The organism is Pseudomonas sp. LBUM1672, assembly GCF_059695655.1.
Map to the genome: position 1 here is coordinate 5,229,683 of NZ_CP166781.1, position 19,060 is coordinate 5,248,742.

Annotated in this window: 18 protein-coding genes; 10 read left to right on the forward strand and 8 right to left on the reverse strand. The window is 58.7% G+C overall.

Annotated elements, in window-relative coordinates:
* Positions 1–94: 94 nt before the first annotated feature.
* The 4 genes from ACA053_RS23855 (at position 95) to ACA053_RS23870 (ending at position 3,943) form a co-directional block, all read left to right on the forward strand.
* Positions 95–811 (forward strand): response regulator transcription factor, encoded by a 717-nt coding sequence (locus ACA053_RS23855; protein ID WP_497313574.1) that lies wholly within the window; start codon positions 95–97, stop codon positions 809–811.
* On the forward strand, positions 808–2,325 hold the full coding sequence (locus tag ACA053_RS23860) for a sensor histidine kinase (RefSeq protein ID WP_497313576.1): 1,518 nt from the start codon (positions 808–810) through the stop codon (positions 2,323–2,325). Before ACA053_RS23855 ends, ACA053_RS23860 begins: the two co-directional genes overlap by 4 nt.
* A 53-nt stretch (positions 2,326–2,378) precedes the next feature.
* Positions 2,379–3,122, forward strand: a complete 744-nt coding sequence (locus tag ACA053_RS23865; RefSeq protein ID WP_497393860.1) for a DUF72 domain-containing protein — start codon at positions 2,379–2,381, stop codon at positions 3,120–3,122.
* A gap of 116 nt (positions 3,123–3,238) precedes the next feature.
* The gene (locus ACA053_RS23870) at positions 3,239–3,943 is read left to right on the forward strand and encodes a hypothetical protein (RefSeq protein ID WP_109634666.1); all 705 of its coding nucleotides are present in this window, start codon (positions 3,239–3,241) and stop codon (positions 3,941–3,943) included.
* 174 nt (positions 3,944–4,117) lie between these two features.
* Here ACA053_RS23870 and ACA053_RS23875 read toward each other — a convergent pair whose 3' ends face one another.
* Positions 4,118–4,600, reverse strand: coding sequence for a RidA family protein (locus ACA053_RS23875; protein ID WP_497393861.1), 483 nt, complete (start codon positions 4,598–4,600; stop codon positions 4,118–4,120).
* A 133-nt stretch (positions 4,601–4,733) separates the two neighbouring features.
* Here ACA053_RS23875 and ACA053_RS23880 point away from each other — a divergent pair, with 133 nt between their 5' ends.
* Positions 4,734–6,137 (forward strand): aminotransferase-like domain-containing protein, encoded by a 1,404-nt coding sequence (locus tag ACA053_RS23880; RefSeq protein ID WP_497313582.1) that lies wholly within the window; start codon positions 4,734–4,736, stop codon positions 6,135–6,137.
* Between the two features lie 187 nt (positions 6,138–6,324).
* Here the strand turns inward: ACA053_RS23880 and cyoE are convergent, their stop codons facing one another.
* From cyoE to hmpA, 7 genes are all read right to left on the reverse strand, one after another.
* Positions 6,325–7,212, reverse strand: coding sequence for a heme o synthase (gene cyoE / locus ACA053_RS23885; RefSeq protein WP_497313584.1), 888 nt, complete (start codon positions 7,210–7,212; stop codon positions 6,325–6,327).
* An 11-nt stretch (positions 7,213–7,223) separates the two neighbouring features.
* Complete coding sequence (gene cyoD / locus ACA053_RS23890; protein WP_096481055.1) at positions 7,224–7,559, reverse strand: cytochrome o ubiquinol oxidase subunit IV; 336 nt, start codon at positions 7,557–7,559, stop codon at positions 7,224–7,226.
* Positions 7,560–8,186, reverse strand: a complete 627-nt coding sequence (locus ACA053_RS23895) for a cytochrome o ubiquinol oxidase subunit III (protein WP_109634674.1) — start codon at positions 8,184–8,186, stop codon at positions 7,560–7,562. It lies immediately after the preceding gene.
* Positions 8,187–8,189: 3 nt separating this feature from the next.
* Positions 8,190–10,220: a cytochrome o ubiquinol oxidase subunit I gene (gene cyoB, locus ACA053_RS23900; protein ID WP_109634676.1), complete on the reverse strand. Its 2,031-nt coding sequence runs from the start codon at positions 10,218–10,220 to the stop codon at positions 8,190–8,192.
* 3 nt (positions 10,221–10,223) lie between these two features.
* Entirely contained in the window at positions 10,224–11,168 is a 945-nt protein-coding gene (cyoA, locus tag ACA053_RS23905) for a ubiquinol oxidase subunit II (RefSeq protein ID WP_497313587.1), read from the reverse strand.
* An 826-nt stretch (positions 11,169–11,994) separates the two neighbouring features.
* The gene (locus ACA053_RS23910) at positions 11,995–12,504 is read right to left on the reverse strand and encodes a disulfide bond formation protein B (protein WP_497313589.1); all 510 of its coding nucleotides are present in this window, start codon (positions 12,502–12,504) and stop codon (positions 11,995–11,997) included.
* 285 nt (positions 12,505–12,789) lie between these two features.
* Positions 12,790–13,971, reverse strand: a complete 1,182-nt coding sequence (hmpA, locus tag ACA053_RS23915; RefSeq protein WP_497313591.1) for an NO-inducible flavohemoprotein — start codon at positions 13,969–13,971, stop codon at positions 12,790–12,792.
* 156 nt (positions 13,972–14,127) lie between these two features.
* Here hmpA and norR point away from each other — a divergent pair, with 156 nt between their 5' ends.
* From norR to ACA053_RS23940, 5 genes are all read left to right on the forward strand, one after another.
* Positions 14,128–15,681 carry a nitric oxide reductase transcriptional regulator NorR gene (gene norR, locus ACA053_RS23920; protein WP_497393862.1) on the forward strand — a complete coding sequence of 518 codons (1,554 nt, stop codon included), beginning with the start codon at positions 14,128–14,130 and terminating at the stop codon, positions 15,679–15,681.
* A gap of 266 nt (positions 15,682–15,947) precedes the next feature.
* Complete coding sequence (locus ACA053_RS23925) at positions 15,948–16,850, forward strand: chemotaxis protein CheV (RefSeq protein WP_010458072.1); 903 nt, start codon at positions 15,948–15,950, stop codon at positions 16,848–16,850.
* Between the two features lie 27 nt (positions 16,851–16,877).
* The gene (locus tag ACA053_RS23930; protein ID WP_109636218.1) at positions 16,878–17,336 is read left to right on the forward strand and encodes a GNAT family N-acetyltransferase; all 459 of its coding nucleotides are present in this window, start codon (positions 16,878–16,880) and stop codon (positions 17,334–17,336) included.
* A gap of 227 nt (positions 17,337–17,563) precedes the next feature.
* Positions 17,564–18,499 carry an IS110 family transposase gene (locus tag ACA053_RS23935; RefSeq protein ID WP_497312732.1) on the forward strand — a complete coding sequence of 312 codons (936 nt, stop codon included), beginning with the start codon at positions 17,564–17,566 and terminating at the stop codon, positions 18,497–18,499.
* 155 nt (positions 18,500–18,654) lie between these two features.
* Positions 18,655–18,981, forward strand: coding sequence for a hypothetical protein (locus tag ACA053_RS23940; protein WP_109634685.1), 327 nt, complete (start codon positions 18,655–18,657; stop codon positions 18,979–18,981).
* The last annotated feature ends 79 nt before the right edge of the window (positions 18,982–19,060 follow it).

A 19,060-nucleotide genomic window follows, 5' to 3' on the forward strand; every position in this document is an offset into this window, starting at 1 on the left:
GCCAAATCCTCACGGACAGTTAAACAATTCGTGATAACTCGACCCGAGGAAAACCCGCACAATGTGCCCATTGCGCTACAAAGGATTGAGCTTTATGGAACAGACCAAACGTGTCCTGGTGGTCGAGGACGACCTGCACATCGCCGACCTTATCTGCCTGCATCTGCGCGATGAGCAGTTCGAGGTGGTGCACTGCGCCGACGGTGATGAAGGCATGCGACTGCTGCAGCAAGGAAGCTGGGACGCATTGATCCTCGACCTGATGTTGCCCGGTGTCGACGGCCTGGAAATCTGCCGTCGGGCGCGGGCCATGGCCCGCTACACACCGATCATCATCACCAGCGCCCGCTCCAGTGAAGTTCATCGGATCCTGGGGCTGGAACTCGGTGCCGACGATTACCTGGCCAAGCCTTTCTCCATGCTTGAGCTGGTCGCCCGGGTCAAAGCCCTGCTGCGACGAGTCGACGCCATGGCCCGCAACCTGAAAATGGACGCTGGCAGCCTGATCACAAATGGCCTGTCCATCGACCCGATCACCCGCGACGTCTCTCTCGACGGTCGTCGCCTGGACCTGACTCCACGCGAGTTCGACCTGCTGTATTTCTTCGTCCGTCAGCCTGGCAAGGTGTTCTCGCGGATGGACCTGCTGAACGCGGTCTGGGGCTACAGCCACGAAGGCTACGAACACACGGTCAACACCCATATCAACCGCCTGCGGGCCAAGATCGAAGCCGATCCGGCACAACCCGCGCGCATCCTGACGGTGTGGGGTCGCGGCTATAAATTCTCGGTCAGGGAGGAGCAGCCATGAGGCTAACCCTGACACAGCGCCTGTCCCTGGTGTTCGCCGTTCTGTTGCTGGTGTGCTGTAGCACCTCGGCCTGGATGCAAGTGCGCTCCAACAAGATGCACGAACTGGAAGTGGTTCAAGGGCTGTCGCGCGATCTCGCCCAACACATCGCCCGCGACACCGTGCTGATGGACACCAATGGCCTGATGCCGAACGCCGTGCGCGAACTGTTCAGCAAACTCATGCTGGTCAATCCCAGTGTCGAGGTCTACCTGCTCAACACCGAGGGACATGTCGTCGGCAGCGCTGCCCCCGAAGGCCGGATGCGCCGGGACCGGGTCGATCTGGCACCGATCCAGCGGTTGCTAAAAGGCGATGCGCTGCCGATTCTCGGCGACGATCCGCGCAGCGTCGACGGACGCAAAGTGTTCAGCGCCGCGCCGTTGCAGGTCAACGGCAAACAGGAGGGTTACCTCTATGTGGTGTTGCTCAGCGAAGAACACGACCGCTTCGCCGAACGCGGCGCCACCAGCGCCGCGCTCGATACCGCGCTGCTGTCCATCGGTCTGGTGGCGTTGTTGTGCCTGATCGCTGGCCTCGCGGCATTTGCCCTGATCACCCGACCGCTGCGTCGGTTGACCGAACGAGTCAGCCAGTTCGACATCGACGGCGTCCCCTCCTCCCCGCCCGTCACGGACCCGGTAGAAAAAACGTCCAGTCATGATGAGATTGCCGTACTCGACGCCGCCTTCCGCCAGATGCAAACCCGCCTCAGCGAACAGTGGCGCTCGCTGACTCGCCAGGATCAGGAGCGTCGCGAACTGGTGGCGAACATTTCCCACGACCTGCGCACACCGCTGGCTTCGCTGCACGGGTATCTGGAAACCCTGTCGCTCAAAGACGCCACGCTGTCCCCCGTCGACCGCCGTCGCTACCTGGGCATCGCCCTGGATCAAAGCCGCAAGGTGGGTGGCCTGGCGCAATCGCTGTTGGAACTGGTTCGACTGGAACACGGTTTCGTGCAACCGGTGCTGGAGCGTTTCTCCCTGACCGACCTGGTGCAGGACATCTTCCAGAAATTCGAACTCACCGCCGAATCACGGCAGATCGAACTCAAGGCCACCTTCGCGCCCAACGTTTCGGCCGCCTGCGCTGACTTGGGGCTGATCGAGCGCGTATTGACCAACCTGTTCGACAATGCCCTGCGCGACACACCTCAGGGAGGCGAAATCGAACTGAGCCTGCGCCCTCAGGGGCCCTTTATCGAAGTCACCGTCAGTGACACCGGTCCCGGCATCGCACCCGAATTGCGCGAAGGTTTGTTCCTGCGTCCGTTCAACATTGGCGGTGCCCGGCGCGATGGCGGACTGGGGCTGCGAATCGTGCATCGGATCCTGCAATTGCACGGTCGCGAGATTCAGTTGATCGACGTTCCGGGACGGGGTGCGACTTTCCGTTTCTCCTTGCCGGTGGATGAGCAAACGGCGGAAAAATGGGCTGTTCGCTCGATGAACCTGAATTCGATGGGGAGATAGCCAGGTTTCAGCGGTCACAGTTTTTAACCTGATGCTGAGGCGAGAAAACGCTGATGACTGCCACCACGCCCCTGTATATCGGCTGCGCCGGATGGAGCCTGCCCCGCGAACAGTGGGAAGTATTTCCCGTCGCAGGCACACACCTGCAACGGTACGCGGCACGACTAACGTGTGTGGAGATCAACAGTTCGTTTTATCGGCCTCACCGCCCGGCGACCTATGCACGATGGGCCGAGAGTGTGCCGCAGGGTTTCAGGTTTTCAGTCAAAGTCCCCAAGCAGATCACTCACGAAGCTCGCTTGCTGGATTGTGAAAAGTTGATCGATGACTTTGTCGAGCAATGCTGCCATCTGGGTCAGAAGCTTGGTTGCCTGCTAATCCAGATCCCGCCCTTCCTGTCCTTCGAAATCAAAACCGCCGAAACCTTCTTCACCACATTTCGTTCGCGTTACTGCGGCTTCGCGGTATTTGAACCGAGGCATGTCAGCTGGCAAACACCTGAGGCGCAAGCGCTACTGATTGAGCATCGAATCGGCCAAGTGGCCGTTGATCCTTCGCCATTGCCCGATGGAGATGTGCCCGGAGCCTGGCCGGGCATCCGCTACTACCGGTTGCACGGATCACCACGAATCTACTACTCAAGCTACGAAACGCCTTGGCTTGAACTCCTGGCTCAAAAGCTACAACCCCAAGCCGACGGCGTTCCCACCTGGTGCATCTTCGACAACACCGCCAGTGGCGCGGCGACGTCCAATGCGCTGGAGCTTCAGCGAATGACGCTTCCCCGCCAAAAATGATGACCAACCGCCTGTTCATCCGTGACAACTCAGGTCAGGTCCAATAGATTAGTCGGCCTGAAAAGGCCCCGTGCTTTCTCGCCTAAACCCAAGTTAAAAGAAGTAGTGAAATTTCAATGTCCGATTCCAATACCGCTGAATCCGTAGTCACCTTGTCGTCCAAAGCGGAATACGAAAACTCCATCAATCTTTCACAGCATGTGCCACAGGCCAAGACCATCAGCGAGATGGTCCTGGACGCTTTTCAATCGACCCGGGAAAGCGACCAGATCCGCGAGCTGCGCGCCGCGATTCGCCAGGCTCACGACAGCTTCGACGACGATAAAGCCTATGAATTGATGGGCGAGCTGAAACAACTGAAAGACGCCGAAGCGTCCGACATTGCCGCGCTGGAAGACCTGAGCAGCAAGTTTCCGATCAGCCGTATTCTGTCCAGTTTCAAGGAAGACCCGGCGTTTCAGGAAATCGTCTATGGCCTGGCCTTGAAGGTGCTGAACCAGACGCATCAGGCCATCAGCAACCCAAGCACCGGCAAGAGCAAAGTGGCTCGCGCCAAGAAAGACCTCGAAGTGTTTACCATCAGCAAGGATGGCGCGAGCGTCACGCTGCCGCTACGCACGCCTCGTGCGAGCCTGAACGTAGATCGCAAAGCGCTGGAGTTCCTCGGTTTCACCTTCGTCGGCGAAGGCGAGGATGCGCAGATTGAAAGCGAAACGTTCCTGGACAACACCGGGGCCGAACAAGCGGTCAACCGCAAAAACATCATCACCGCACTTCAGCAGCAAACCGCGTTCGACGGCTACAGCATCGCCGCGCAGTAACACGATCGACCTGAAAGCTTTCAGTCAGTAAGCAACCTGTGGCGAGGGAGCTTGCTCCCGCTGGGCTGCGTAGCGGCCCCAAAAAAATGTGGCAACAATGCCGATTCTTGTGAGTGCTACGCACTCAAGCGGGAGCAAGCTCCCTCGCCACAAAAGCAGGTATGCCCAAAAGACTTACCGCTCGGTCGGATACAAGGCCGCAATCATATCCACTTCTATCGGCGCGTTTTTCGGCAACTGGTAAACACCGACGGTCGTTCGTGTGTGCTTCCCGGCTTCACCCAACACATGCGTAAAGACGTCGGACGCGCCGTTGGCCACCTCGCTGAGGTCCACAAAGTCGAACGTGGATTTCACGTAGACGGTGATGCGCAACAGTGCCTTGACGTTATCCAGTGAACCGATGGCCTCACGGATCAGTGCAAGCCCACGGATCGCGCTGATACCCGCGGCCTCTTGGGCATCGGCCAGGTTGAGTTCCAGCCCCACTCGGCCGGGGTACTGGATTTTGCCGTTCATTCGCGGCACCAGCCCGCTGACATACAGTTCGTCATCGTGCCGGATCAGCGGCGCGTAATGCCCGCCGGCAGAGTTCTCGTCGTAGATATCAAAGCCGAGTTCTTTCGCCATCGCGAGGAAGCGCTCGTCGCGACTCATTTGATTACTCATTAACCGAACCCTCTTAATCAATCATGCATACGCGCAGGTGATGGTAGAGAGAGATGCGTGTCTTGATCAGGGCAACTTCGTATAAGATCCAACAAACTTTACTGCCAGGGAGACCAGTAAAATGCAGCGCGCCGTCATCGCCGCCATCGAGTTCCAGCCAGGAGTGCCGCTGGTGCAGCAGATCGTCGATCAGTTGTCTGCGGCCATCAGCCAGGGAGGCCTGCCTAACGGGGCCAAGTTGCCGCCGATTCGCGAACTCTCCGAGTTGATGAACGTCGGTAAATCCACGGTGGTCGACGCCCTCGACCGCTTGCGGGCCAAGGGGCTGGTGGTCTCACGCCAAGGTTCGGGGCATTACATCCATCGCCCGAGCCCCTCTCCCCAACACGCAGCGGCCCCAAATCTACAACCCCAAGACACGCTCAGCCGGGTCCGCCGCGCAATGCTGCTGGACAACGGTGCGCTGCGTCCCGGCTGCGGATTTCTGCCAGCCTCGTGGCTGCCCGCCGACGAACTGCTCAAAGCCGTGCGCAGCACCCTTCGCGCGACCGCGCTGCGCATGGGCGAATATGGCGAGGTCGGTGGTTACCTCCCGCTGCGCGAGGCGTTGCGGGTCAAGCTGTCGACCGTCGGCATCGAGGTGCCAGTGGCGCAGATCATCACCACCGCCAACACCGTACAGGCCATCGACCTGCTGATGCGCCTGTTGATAAAACCCGGCGACACCGTGCTGCTCGACGATCCGTGTTATTTCAACATGCACACCAACCTGGCGTTGCACGGCGCCAAGGTCATCACCATCGCCCGCGATTGCGACGGCCTGGATCTGGAAGCCTTCGAGCAATTGCTGATCGCCCATCGCCCCGTGCTGTACATGACCAACAGCACGCTGCACAACCCGACCGGGCACTCGTTCTCCGCCGCCCAGGTATATCGCTTGCTGGAGCTGAGCCACCGTTACGGCGTCCACATCCTCGAAGATGACTTGTATGGCGACATCCAGCAAAGACGCACCCCGCGCCTGGCCGCGAGCGGTCTGGACAATGTCAGTTACGTCTCCGGTTTCTCCAAGACCCTGACCGCCAACAGCCGGGTCAGCTATACCGCGCTATCGCCACAATTGGCCGCACGACTGATCACTTTGAAGATAGCCTGCGGCGGCGTGACCTCGGAACTGGCGGAGCAGATCACCTGCACCATGCTCAGTAACGGCAGCTACGCCAAACACACCCGGCGCACGGTTGATCGCCTGTATGAATCGAGCAGTCGCGTGACGAAATGGCTGACAGAGGCTGGATGCTCGGTGTCATCGATACCGGGTGAAGGGCTGTTCATCTGGACACGACTGCCCGAAGGACTGCATGCCGAAACGCTGGCCAGCAAAGGCCTTGAAAACGATCTGGTGCTGGCGCCTGGCACTCTGTTGAGCAAAGCCGCTGATGCCAGCAGCTTCCTGCGTTTCAACGTGGCGCACAGCGATAGCCCGCAGGTGCGCGAGCGGTTTTTCCGGCTGCTTGATCGCTGAGGTTTGCTGAGGCCATTAGTCCAAGATCAAAAGATCGCAGCCTCGTTTCACTCGACAGCTCCTACAGGGAGTACGCATTCCAATGTAGGAGCTGTCGAGTGAAACGAGGCTGCGATCTTTTGCTGTTCCAACAAAAAGCCCCACCCTTCTCTCGAAGGGCGGGGCTTTTATTTACAGCATCCGACGTTTAAGGCGCGTACGTCAGCAACAACTCGCTCGGCACTTTGAAGTCCAGGGACATCATCACACTCAACGCGGTAATGGTGAAGATCGAGAACACGAACAGCTTGCGTGCCCAGACCGTGTCATCCACTGCCTTGTAGCCGGTCCAGGCCATGTACAACCAGTACATGCCCATGGCTGCGGCGACGGCGAGGTAGCTCATGCCGGCGTAGCCGCTGAATGTCAGCATCAAGGTCGCCACGAGGAACGCCAGGATGTAGAGCAGGATGTGCTTCTTGGCCACCTGGATTCCGCGCTTCACAGGCAGCACCGGAATCGATGCGGCCAGGTAATCGTTGAAGCGGAAGATCGCGATGGCGTAGGAATGCGGCATCTGCCACAGGCTGAACATCACCAGCAGCGTCAGAGCGGCCATGTCGAAGCTGTTGGTCACAGCCACGTAGCCAATCACCGGCGGCATTGCGCCCGACAGACTGCCCACCAGCGTGCCGTGAACCGACTTGCGCTTGAGGTACAGGCTGTAGAAGCCGACGTAGATGACAAAGCCGATCACCGCGAACAACGCGGCCAACGGGTTGGCCACTTTGTACAACAGTGCAACGCCGAAAACACCCAGGACGGTCGCAAAAGCCAGGGCCAGTTTCAGGGAGATCAAGCCCTGGACCAGCGCCCGGTTTTTGGTGCGTTCCATCTTCAGGTCGATGTCGCGGTCGATGCAGTTGTTGAACACGCAACCGGAAGCCACTACCAGGGAGGTGCCGATCATTGCGGCCAGGAAAATGGCCAGATCGACATGCCCTTTCGAGGCCAGGAAAAATCCGCCTGCCACAGAAAGCACGTTACCGAAAATGATCCCCGGTTTGGTGATTTGGATAAAGTGCTTCAAGGACATCCGGATTTACCTCAGTGCGCCATCATGTTGGTGTGGATGCTGAACATGATCCACAGCGACAGGCCAACCAGCAGGACGATCACGATGGCGGCGAAAACAAACGCAATCACGTTGTTACGCTGCGCGGCCGAACGGTCCAGGTGGAGGAAGTACACCAGGTGCACCAGCACCTGGATCACTGCGAAGGCCAGTACGATCCACAGGGTCATGGCTTTCGGCAGCGATGGGTACATCACCAGGCCGAATGGAATGACGGTCAGGATCACCGACAGAATGAAACCGATAGCGTAAGACTTGACGCTGCCGTGGCCGGCGTCGTGGCTATCGTGGGAATGAGCGTTAGCCATTTACATAGTCCCCATCAGATAAACAACGGTGAATACGCAGATCCACACCACGTCCAGGAAGTGCCAGAACAGGCTCAGGCAGCTCAGACGGGTCTTGTTGGTCGCCGTCAGGCCGTTTTTCTGCACCTGGTACATCATGATCGCCATCCAGATCAGACCACTGGTCACGTGCAGACCGTGGGTGCCGACCAGGGTGAAGAACCCGGACAGGAAGCCGCTGCGGCTAGGGCCGTAACCTTCGGCGATCAAGATGTGGAACTCGTTGATCTCCATGGCGATAAAGCCGGCGCCCAGCAGGAAGGTCATGCCCAACCAGCCCAGGACCTGATTCTTCTTGCCCTTGAACAACGCCAGCATGGCGAAGCCGTAGGTGATCGAACTGAACAGCAGCAGAGCGGTTTCGCCCAGTACGTATGGCAGTTCGAAGATGTCGTGGCCCGACGGGCCACCCGCTACGTTGTTAACCAGTACCGCGTAGACCGCGAAGATCGACGCAAACAGGATGCAGTCGGTCATCAGGTAGAGCCAGAAACCGAATACGGTCATCTCGCCCGAGTCGTGGTGATGGTCATCGTGCCCATGTCCATCGACATGGGTGTGTCCAGCATTGGTCACTAAGTTCGACATGGTTTAAGCCTGTTCCAACGAGGTTTCAACACGGGTGGCGGTGGCTGGGATTTTCCCGGCCGCTACCAGACGCTTGTGCTGCTCGGCTTCGATGCGTTCGATTGTCTCGACCGGCACCATGTAGCCTTGGTCATCACGTGCAGCGTGGATCACGAAGTAGACCACGGTGCCAACCAGGCCAACGATGGCCAGCCACCAGATGTGCCAGATCATCGCGAAACCGAACACAGTCAACAGAGCGCCCATGACCACACCGGTCGCGGTGTTGTTTGGCATGTGGATCGGCTCGTACTTGGCCGGAGCCTGGTACGCGGTACCGTTTTCCTTGGCTTCGGTGAACGGGTCGATGGTTTCGGCTTTTGGCAGCACAGCGAAGTTGTAGAACGGTGGTGGCGACGAGGTCGACCATTCCAGCGTGTGGGCATTCCACGGGTCGCCGTGTTCGCACATGTTTTCCGGCTTGTTGCGATCACGCACACTCACGTAGAGCTGGATCAGCTGGCAAGCGATACCCACAGCGATCATCACCGCACCGAACATGGCGACGTACAGGTACGGCACCCACTCAGGGTTGGTGGTGGCGTTCAGACGACGGGTCATGCCCATGAAGCCCAGTGCATAGAGCGGCATGAACGCGACGAAGAAGCCCGAGATCCAGAACCAGAACGCTGCCTTGCCCCAACCTTCGTGCAGCTTGAAGCCGAACGCTTTAGGGAAGTAGAAAGCGAAGCCGGCGATGTAACCGAACACGGCACCGCCGATGATCACGTTGTGGAAGTGAGCGATCACGAACAGGCTGTTGTGCAGGACGAAGTCAGCACCCGGGATGGCCAGCAATACGCCGGTCATGCCGCCGATGGCGAAGGTCACCATGAAGCCCAGGGTCCACAGAACCTGGCTGGTGAAACGCAGACGGCCTTGGTAAATGGTGAACAGCCAGTTGAATAGCTTCACACCCGTCGGGATCGAAATCAGCATCGTCGCCAGACCGAAGAAGGCGTTGACGCTGGCACCCGAACCCATGGTGAAGAAGTGGTGCAGCCAGACCATGAAGCCCAGGATCGAGATCGCGCCCGATGCGTAGACCATCGAGTGGTGGCCGAACAGACGCTTGCCGGTGAAGGTCGAGATGACTTCGGAGAAGATCCCGAACGCCGGCAGAATCAGGATGTAAACCTCAGGGTGACCCCAGGCCCAGAACAGGTTGACGTACATCATCGGATTGCCACCAAGTTCATTGGTGAAAATGTGGAAATCCATGTAACGGTCAAGCGTCAGCAGTGCCAGGGTAGCGGTCAGGATAGGGAACGAAGCCACGATCAGGACGTTGGCCCAGGTGCAGGTCCAAGTGAAGATCGGCATGTCCATCAGCTTCATGCCAGGGGTACGCATCTTCAGGACGGTGGCCAGGAAGTTGACCCCCGTCAGCGTCGTACCTAACCCGGATAGCTGTAGCGCCCAGATGTAGTAATCCATCCCCACGCCAGGGCTGTATTGCAGGCCCGACAGCGGCGGATAGGCAACCCAGCCGGTCTTGGCGAATTCGCCGACGCCCAGGGACAGGTTGATCAGCACCACGCCCGATACCAGCAGCCAGAAGCTCAAGGAGTTCAGGAACGGATAGGCAACGTCACGCGCGCCGATCTGCAGCGGCACTGCAAGGTTCATCAGGCCGGTGAAGAATGGCATCGCCATGAAGATGATCATGATCACACCGTGAGCGGTGAAGATCTGGTCATAGTGTTCAGGTGGCAGGTAGCCAGGCGAACCCTCGGTGGCCATGGCCAGCTGGGTACGCATCATGATGGCGTCGGCAAAACCGCGCAGCAGCATGACCATGGCGACGATGATGTACATCACGCCGATTTTCTTGTGGTCGACCGAGGTCAGCCACTCGGTCCACAAATAAGTCCACTTCTTGAAGTAGGTGATTGCAGCGAACAGCGCCAGACCGCCGAGCGCGATCATGGCGATGGTAATCATCACGATCGGTTCGTGGAACGGGACCGCTTCCCAACTTAATTTACCAAACATCGTTTACTCCTCTGCCCCGGCAGCTGAATGCGAGTTCATGTCCATTCCTTGCGTAGCGGCCACTTCTTTCTCTTTCTTCTCGTGCTTGACCTTCGGACCCGGTTTCATGCCTTCGTACTTGTCGACGATGATCTGGAACAGGTTCGGAGTGACCGAGGAGTAGAGCTCGACTGGGTTGTTCTGGCTCGGCTTGGAAAGGGCTGCGTATTCAGCTTCTTCAAGCTGTTTAGGTGCCTTTTTGACTTCACTTACCCAGGCGTCGAAATCTTCCTGGGAAGTGGCGATAGCCTTGAATTTCATGCCGGTGAAACCAGCGCCGCTGTAGTTGGCGGAGATACCGTCCATTTCAGCGTTCTGGTTGGCGATCAGGTGCAGTTTGGTCTGCATGCCGGCCATCGCGTAGATCTGGCCGCCCAGGGCCGGGATGAAGAACGAGTTCATCACGGAGTCCGAAGTCACCTTGAAGTTGATCGGCGTGTGCGCCGGGAACACGATCTTGTTGACGGTGGCGATGCCTTGCTCCGGATAGATGAACATCCACTTCCAGTCCAGCGCGACCACTTCAATGGTGATTGGCTTGACGTCGGACTCCAGCGGCTTGTAAGGATCCAGCGCGTGGGTCGACTTGTAGGTGATGTAACCCAGGGCAATGATGATCAGTACCGGGATCGTCCACACTGCGATTTCGATCTTGGTGGAGTGCGACCACTTCGGCGTGTAGACGGCGTCGGTGTTGGAGGCGCGGTATTTCCAGGCGAACAGGAAGGTCATGACGATGACCGGTACCACGACCAGAAGCATCAGCAGCGTTGCGGTGATGATCAGGTTTCGCTCATCCAGGCCAACCTGGCCCTTGGGATCGAGCAAGGTCATGTTGCAGCCTGACAGCAACAACGTGCCGAGCAGCGGCAATAAGCCTAGTAGTCTGGGGTACCTGTTTTTACTCATCTCACGACCTCTAAAGCAGCTTGCGCAATGCAGTTGGGTTTTGATCGCCAACACTTCACCCTGCCAAGGGTTGGCATTTTTCTTGGATTGAATAAGGGCTGCCCGTCGCGCGTCAGACGCTGTTCGACAAATCCTGGGCTAGCGGTAAGTTCTTATTCGAATTCGTGGTCAAAGGCCTTGTTACAGACCAATTCCATTTGGTGCGGATAGTTGGAAGGCTCCGACACCTGGGAGTCGCACGAAGCGTTCAGCTCCTCGACGCCCTGTTTTCCTGCTCAAGGTGAGCAGTGCCGGAATTCAGTGCGGGCGATTGTAGATACGTAACGATCCATAAACCATGTCTCATCCCGAAATAATTTTTATCCATTCCAGCAACAATCATTAACGGTTTTTGCAAAAGTGCGGCATCTTATCGAAATTCATTCTCAACAAAAACACCAAAATTTGTAGGTCTACCGCACGCAGTTCAGACAGCTATCAGGGCTTGCGCAGACGCTTCGAGGATGCCCTAGCCCCTATCAGACAAGGGCTCTGGCGATTCGCCAGCCCCTGTTAAAACTGCCTGCTTGCGCGTGATAGCCTTTAAATCGACAGACGCCTGAGCAGGCCAATTTCGTTGTCTGGCTATGCACCAATCAGGCACCTTGAAATGCCTTGCGACAGCCTCGCTGTGACAACATGTCGCACACGTGTCGCACCCTTCGCTGCCGCACATCACTAACTTTTTACGCCGACCCTGAAATGCAAAACGCCCCGGTCCTCTTGATGAAGGACCGGGGCGTTTTTCGTTTCAGTAACGGATCGTCCGCGCGAGTGGCGGATGACCTCAGCGCAACGCTTTGCGGTTACGCGAAGTGAGCAGCGGCACCAGCACCACGATCAGCACGAACGCCACCAGCGCCCACTGCGCCAGCGACAAACCGAGGATCGGCGGATACGGCGTGGAGCAGAAGCCATCGACCTGGAAGCCCAGCGGGAAGATCTTCGCCAGCGGCAGTCCATCGACAATCGGTTGCAGCACATCGATGCCACAACTCACTGCCGGGTAGAACTGGGTGTAGACGTGATGCCCGGCCACCCCGACGCCTGCGATGGCGCAGATGACCACCAGCGTCTCGAACACCGTGATGCTGCGACGGGTGCGCATGGCCGCGCCAATGAAGGCAAACAGCGCAATCAGCAACAGCGCATAACGTTGCAGGATGCACAGCGGGCACGGCGCCTCGCCCAGCACAATTTGCATGTACAGCGCGCCACCGATCAGCGCCAGGCAGATGATGCCCAGCAACACCAGATAGCGCCGTTCACGTCCCAACCGCATCGTTTCCTCGCTCATCGCGTTTCCCTTGTAAAGATCGATTGCCCGGAAGTCTACACGCAGGCTCCAACCTTTGAGAGCCCGGCGCGTTCCGGTGGTGATCGGGGAATAGACGATAAACCAGTTAAGGAGGGATTAACTTTCGAAGGTTTTTACGAATGAAGACCGAGGTGGGCCAATCGCGAGCAGGCTCGCTCCCACATTCGATCGCATTCCCCTGAAAGAACGCGGTCAAGTGTGGGAGCGAGCCTGCTCGCGATGAAGGCGACTCGGTCTATCCTGGGAACGATCAGGGAGAGAGGCTTATTCCAACGCCGAAGCCGGCCCGAAGAACTCGTAACGGCTCTGCTTCTCCGGCACACCCAAGGCTTTCAAGTGACGCTTGATCGCCGCCATAAACCCTTTCGGCCCCAGGAAGTAAGCATCCACATCACGCTGCTCGGGCAGCCACTCACCCAATTGCTCCCGGCTCAACAACCCGACCTTGTCCGCCGCCGGGCTCACGCCGTCATCTTCGGCGTAGCAATAGAAGCGCTTGAGCTGCGGGTGACGCGCGGCCAAGCCATCGATCCAGTCGCGGAAGGCGTGAACACTGCCGTTGCGCGCGCAGTGGATAAAGTGCACCGGCCGCTCAGTCGCCAGCGCCGCTTCCAGCATCGCCAGCGTCGGGGTGATACCGACGCCGCCGCTGATCAGCACCAACGGTTTGTCACTGGCGGTCAGGGTGAACTCGCCCGATGGCGGGAACAGCTGAATGCTCGAGCCGACATGCAGTTGATCGTGCAAGTGGTTAGAGGCGCGGCCACCGGTCTCACGCTTGACGCTGATGCGGTATTGACCTTTGTTGGCCAGCGCCGACAACGAATAGTTACGGCGGATCTCTTCGCCATCGAGGATCAGTTTCATGCCGATGTACTGGCCCGGTTCAGCCGCCAGAATCGCGCCTTTGTCCGCAGGTTCGAAGTAGAACGAGGTGATTTCCGCGCTTTCCTCGACCTTGGCCGCGACGATGAATTCACGCGCCCCGCGCCAGCCGCCGGGGGCTTGTTCCTTTTGATCGTAGATGCTGGTTTCGGCGCCGATCAGGATATCGGCCAATTGACCGTAGGCCGCGCCCCAGGCACTCATCACTTCAGGGGTGGCGATTTCGTCGCCCAGCACTTCGGAAATGGCGCGCAGCAGGCAATTGCCGACAATCGGGTAGTGTTCGGGCAGGATTTGCAGGGCCACGTGCTTGTTGATGATCTTGGCGACCAAGTCGCCCAACTGATCGAGCTGGTCGATGTGACGCGCGTACATCAAAACGCCGTTGGCCAAGGCGCGAGGCTGATCACCGCTGGCCTGGTGGGCCTGGTTGAACAGCGGACGCACTTCCGGGTATTCGGAGAGCATCATGCGGTAGAAGTGAGTGATCAGCGCTTCGCCACCGCTTTCCAGCAGCGGCACGGTGGATTTGACGATGGCTCGGTCTTGAACGCTAAGCATAAAGTGACTCCTGGGCTACTTGGGTTACTAACTGATTGCCCTAGACTTATCACTTTCCATGCCAGAAATTTAAACGTTTAAAATCAATATCTTATAAACAAGATAGTCATATCGACACACACTGCCTTATAGTCATACCGACTACACGGAGTCACTATGACTGCAAAATCTCTGCTCACCGCCCTACTGCCGCTGGTCTCCGACCTGTCCCGCGAACTGCCCGAAGGCGAGCGCTATCGACGCCTGCTCGAAGCCATGCGCGCCCTGCTCCCCTGCGATGCCGCCGCCCTGCTGCGCCTGGATGGCGAATGGCTGGTGCCGCTGGCCGTCGATGGGTTGAGCACCGACACCTTGGGCCGGCGTTTCAAAGTCAGCGAACACCCACGCTTCGAGGCGTTGCTCAGCAGCCACGGCCCGACCCGGTTCGCCGCCGACAGCGACTTGCCCGACCCTTACGACGGTTTGGTCGACGGTCTCGACGAGCATCTGGAAGTCCACGACTGCATGGGCTGCCCGCTGTTTATCGACGAGCGCCCGTGGGGCTTGCTGACCCTCGACGCCCTCGACCCGGAACAATTCGAACCCATCGAACTGGACGCCCTGCAAGCCTTCGCCAGCCTCGCCGCGGCCACCGTCAACGCCGCCGAACGCATCGAACGCCTGGCCAATCGCGCCGAAGACGAGCACCAGCGCGCCGAGGTCTACCGTCAGGCCAGCGGCCAGCAGAACCGCGAGATGATCGGCCAGAGCAAGGCCCATAAACGCCTGGTGGAAGAGATCAACCTGGTGGGCGGCAGCGACCTGACCGTGCTGATCACCGGCGAAACCGGGGTCGGCAAGGAATTGGTGGCGCAGGCGATTCACGCCGCCTCGCCTCGGGCCGACAAACCGATCATCAGCCTCAACTGCGCCGCCCTGCCGGACACATTGGTGGAAAGCGAATTGTTCGGCCATGTGCGCGGCGCGTTCACTGGCGCCACGAACGATCGACGCGGCAAGTTCGAACTGGCCAATGGCGGAACGCTATTTCTCGATGAAGTCGGCGAACTGTCGCTGACCGTGCAGGCCAAGTTGTTGCGGGTGCTGCAAAGCGGCCAGTTGCAGCGCCTGGGGTCGGATAAAGAGCATCAAGTCGACGTGCGGCTGATCGCGGCGACCAACCGCGACCTGGCCGAAGAAGTGCGCAGCGGCCGCTACCGTGCTGACTTCTACCATCGCCTGAGTGTTTACCCGCTGCTGGTGCCGGCCCTGCGTGATCGCGGGCGCGATGTGTTGCTGCTCAGCGGTTATTTCCTGGAACAGAACCGCTCGCGGATGGGCCTTAGTAGCCTGCGCCTGAACAGCGACGCGCAAGCGGCACTGCTGGCGTATGGTTGGCCGGGGAATGTGCGGGAGCTGGAGCATTTGATTGGTCGCAGCGCGTTGAAAGCGTTGGGCAACTGCAAGGAACGGCCGAAGATTCTCAGTTTGAGTGCGGCGGATCTGGATTTGCCCACTGGCAGCGTCGAAATCGCCGCCACCGAGCAACCGGCGGCCAGCCCTGCTGTTTTGGTCGCGGGAGATTTGCGTGAGGCCACCGAAAATTATCAGCGACAATTGATCAGCGCTTGCCTGGAACGGCATCACGACAACTGGGCGAGCGCGGCCCGTGAGCTGGGCCTGGACCGGGCGAATCTCGGGCGGATGGCCAAGCGGCTGGGGATGAAGTAGCGCCCCCTGTGGCGAGGGAGCTTGCTCCCGCTGGAGTGCGAAGCGCTCCCAAATCAGACGACGCGTTTTGTCGGGCAATCCGCAGGCGCAGGTTTTGCGACTGCTGCGCAGCCGAGCGGGAGCAAGCTCCCTCGCCACAGGGGATCACCGTTTGGCTGCCAATGGGTATTTAGCCTAAAGCCTGCCCCCAACAAGTCGATAACCCGGCATCAATAGCTTTTGGCGACTTTTTATTCGCCGATCACCTTTTTCCACAGAAGGTTTTTATGTCCACCACCAAAGCCCGCGCAGACTCACTTTCGCTTCTGCTGTTTACCTTGCGCAGCGGCAAGCTGATGGCGATCAACCTGCTGAAAGTCAGCGAGATCATCCCCTGCCCGCCATTGACCAAGCTGCCGGAGTCGCATCCCCACGTCAAAGGCATCGCCACCCTGCGCGGCGCCTCGTTGTCGGTGATCGACCTCAGCCGGGCCATCGGCGAGCGGCCGTTGGAAGACCCGAACGGTGGCTGCCTGATCGTCACCGACGTCAGCCGTTCCAAGCAGGGCCTGCACGTTCAGGCCGTGAGCAAGATCGTCCACTGCCTGACCACCGACATCCGCCCGCCGCCCTTCGGCTCCGGCGGCGTGCGTTCCTACATCACCGGCGTGACGTCGGTCGACGGCACACTGGTGCAAGTGCTGGACATCGAAAAGGTCATCCACGGCATCGCCCCGGCGCAGATCGAAATGGCGCCGACCGAACTGAGCATGGAGGACGCCGAAGTGCTGGGCAACGCGCGGATTCTGGTGGTCGACGACAGCCAGGTCGCGCTGCAGCAATCGGTGCACACCCTGCGCAACCTCGGCCTGCAATGCCACACCGCCCGCAGTGCCAAGGAAGCCATCGACTGCCTGCTGGACCTGCAAGGCACGGCGCAGCAGATCAACCTGATCGTCTCAGACATCGAAATGTCGGAGATGGACGGCTATGCCTTCACCCGCACCCTGCGCGAGACGCCGGACTTCTCGCACCTTTATGTGCTGCTGCACACGTCGCTGGACAGTGCGATGAACAGCGAGAAAGCGCGCCTGGCCGGAGCCAACGCGGTGCTGACCAAGTTCTCCTCACCGGAACTGACCCGATGCCTGATCGAGGCGGCCAAGGCCGTCGCCGAACAAGGTCACTGAGTCTTGGCCGAGCAATTTTGCTTTTTGATGCGGCGCAACCTTGCTGAGGTTGTGCCCGCGATCACCTGGCCCGAGGGAATAGTCCTCGTCGAATACCGCCCCGAACTGGCTGACGCCGTTCATCACTTGATGGAACAGGGGCATAGAGAGGGCGGTGGTCGTGTGCCGGCACTGGATGTCTGGCAACAGCGATTTGAGACCGATCCAGAATACGATCCGAGCCTGTGTTTCATTGCTCTGGATGGCGGAAACATCGTCGGTGTTTGCCAGTGCTGGACCAGCGCGTACATCAAGAGTTTGGTGGTGCATCCACAGGCTCAGGGCCTCGGATTGGGTCGTGCGTTGCTGCTGCATGCTTTCAAGGTGTTTCAGGATCGCCGGGAAGGCTTTGTGGATTTGAAGGTATTGGAAGACAACCTTCGGGCGCAACGGCTGTATGAAAGTGCCGGGATGTATGTCGTCCGCCGAGAGCAGGTTCCCGTCTGATACACCGCCATCGCGAGCAGGCTCGCTTGTATGTTTAGACTTGAAGGGGTGGGTGGGACTACAGACTCGATTCTGACTCTGACCAGTACAGACTGTGGGAGACTTCTCGTCCCGCCCCTTCTACCCAAAGCGCCGATAAGGAATTCATCGGTAAACCGACGATAGAGACAAGCCAGCGCAACGGTAGACCCCAACAAGCACTTAAACCCTAGCTCCGAGGATTCGTCATGACAATCCTTACTTCGCAGACGGTTGTTGGTATCGATATCGCCAAGGCCCAAATTGCTGTCTATCGCACCGACCTGCAAATCATTCAAGACATCAAGAACGATCGAACCGCCCTCAAGCGTTGGCTTAAAACCCTGCCTGCCCAAAGCGCTATCGCCGTTGAAGCCACCAACATCTACCACTTGGACACGGTAGAGCTGGCCCATGAGATGGGTCATCAGGTCTACGTGGTGGATGCTTATCGCGTGAGTCATTACCGCCGTGGCGTTGGTCAACGAGCCAAGAACGATCCCTGCGATGCGCGTTTGCTGGCGCGTTACCTGGAGAATGAACAAAGCAAACTGCGGGTCTGGAGCCCGCCACCCAAGGCCTACAGCTCGCTGAAAAGCCTGCTTCACAGACGTGCAACGCTGATCCAGAACCATGCTGGGCTGATGTTGAGTTGGGCCAATGAACCCTTGTTGAAGAAAGTGCAGGTCGCTCAGCAGAAGGCGTTCAAGCAAGCGGATCAGGCGATTCAGAAACTGCTGCGCAAGGTCAGCAAAGAGGCGGGAATTGAGGCGAATATTGATCGCTGCAAAGCCATCGAAGGCGTTGGGGAACTGACCGCAACCGGGTTGGCGACGACCTTTATGCGGGGCGATTTTGCGAACAGCGATGCGTTCATCGCATTCCTGGGAATGGACTTGGCAGTCGAAGACTCCGGCAAGAAGAATGGGCAGCGGTACCTGACCAAAAAAGGAGATCCGGAGGTTCGTCGTTTGGCGTACAACGCCGCAATGGCGGCGTGTCGCTCGCCTAAATGGAAGCCGTTTTACGAGGCATACCTGGCTAGAGGCTTCTCGAAAACCCAGGCCTTGGTTGCCTTGGCCCGAAAGCTCTGTCGAGTGGCATTTGCCCTGATGAAAAATCAGAGCGAATACCTGTCAGCCTGAGAATTCAGGGTTGCCGGGCAACATAGAATCTCCCACATTTAATCGCGTACCCCCTGTGGGAGCCAGCCTGCTGGCGATGAGGCCGACACATTCAACCCAACACCATCAGGCATACTCCCCCCTCGGCCAACTCACCGCCCAAGGATGCCAGCCCCATGAAAACCGCCACCCTGACCTTCCTCTGCCTTACCGCCCTCGCCACCCAGGCCCACGCCTCCAGCCCTGACGCCTGGGCTGCCTACGACAAAGCCGTGCTCGCCAGCTGCAGCAAAGCGAGCGGCCTGAAAAACGCCAAACCCGTCGGTAACGCCGCGCAATTCGACGACCGGGTCGGCTACACCGCGCTCCTGCTGCAAGGCCAATACCCGCAAAAACACATGAAAGGCCAGCAAGGCACCGAGCTGTGCCTCTACAACAAAAAGACCAAAACCGCCTACGTGACCGAGTGGGACTCCATCCGCCCCACCGCCAAAGCCCAGTGAATGGCGCATAACTTGCTTCGAAACGTGCTTTCGCGGTGTCTTTCTGGCGCCGTTTCATGCCTTAGGAAGCGACCTGCCG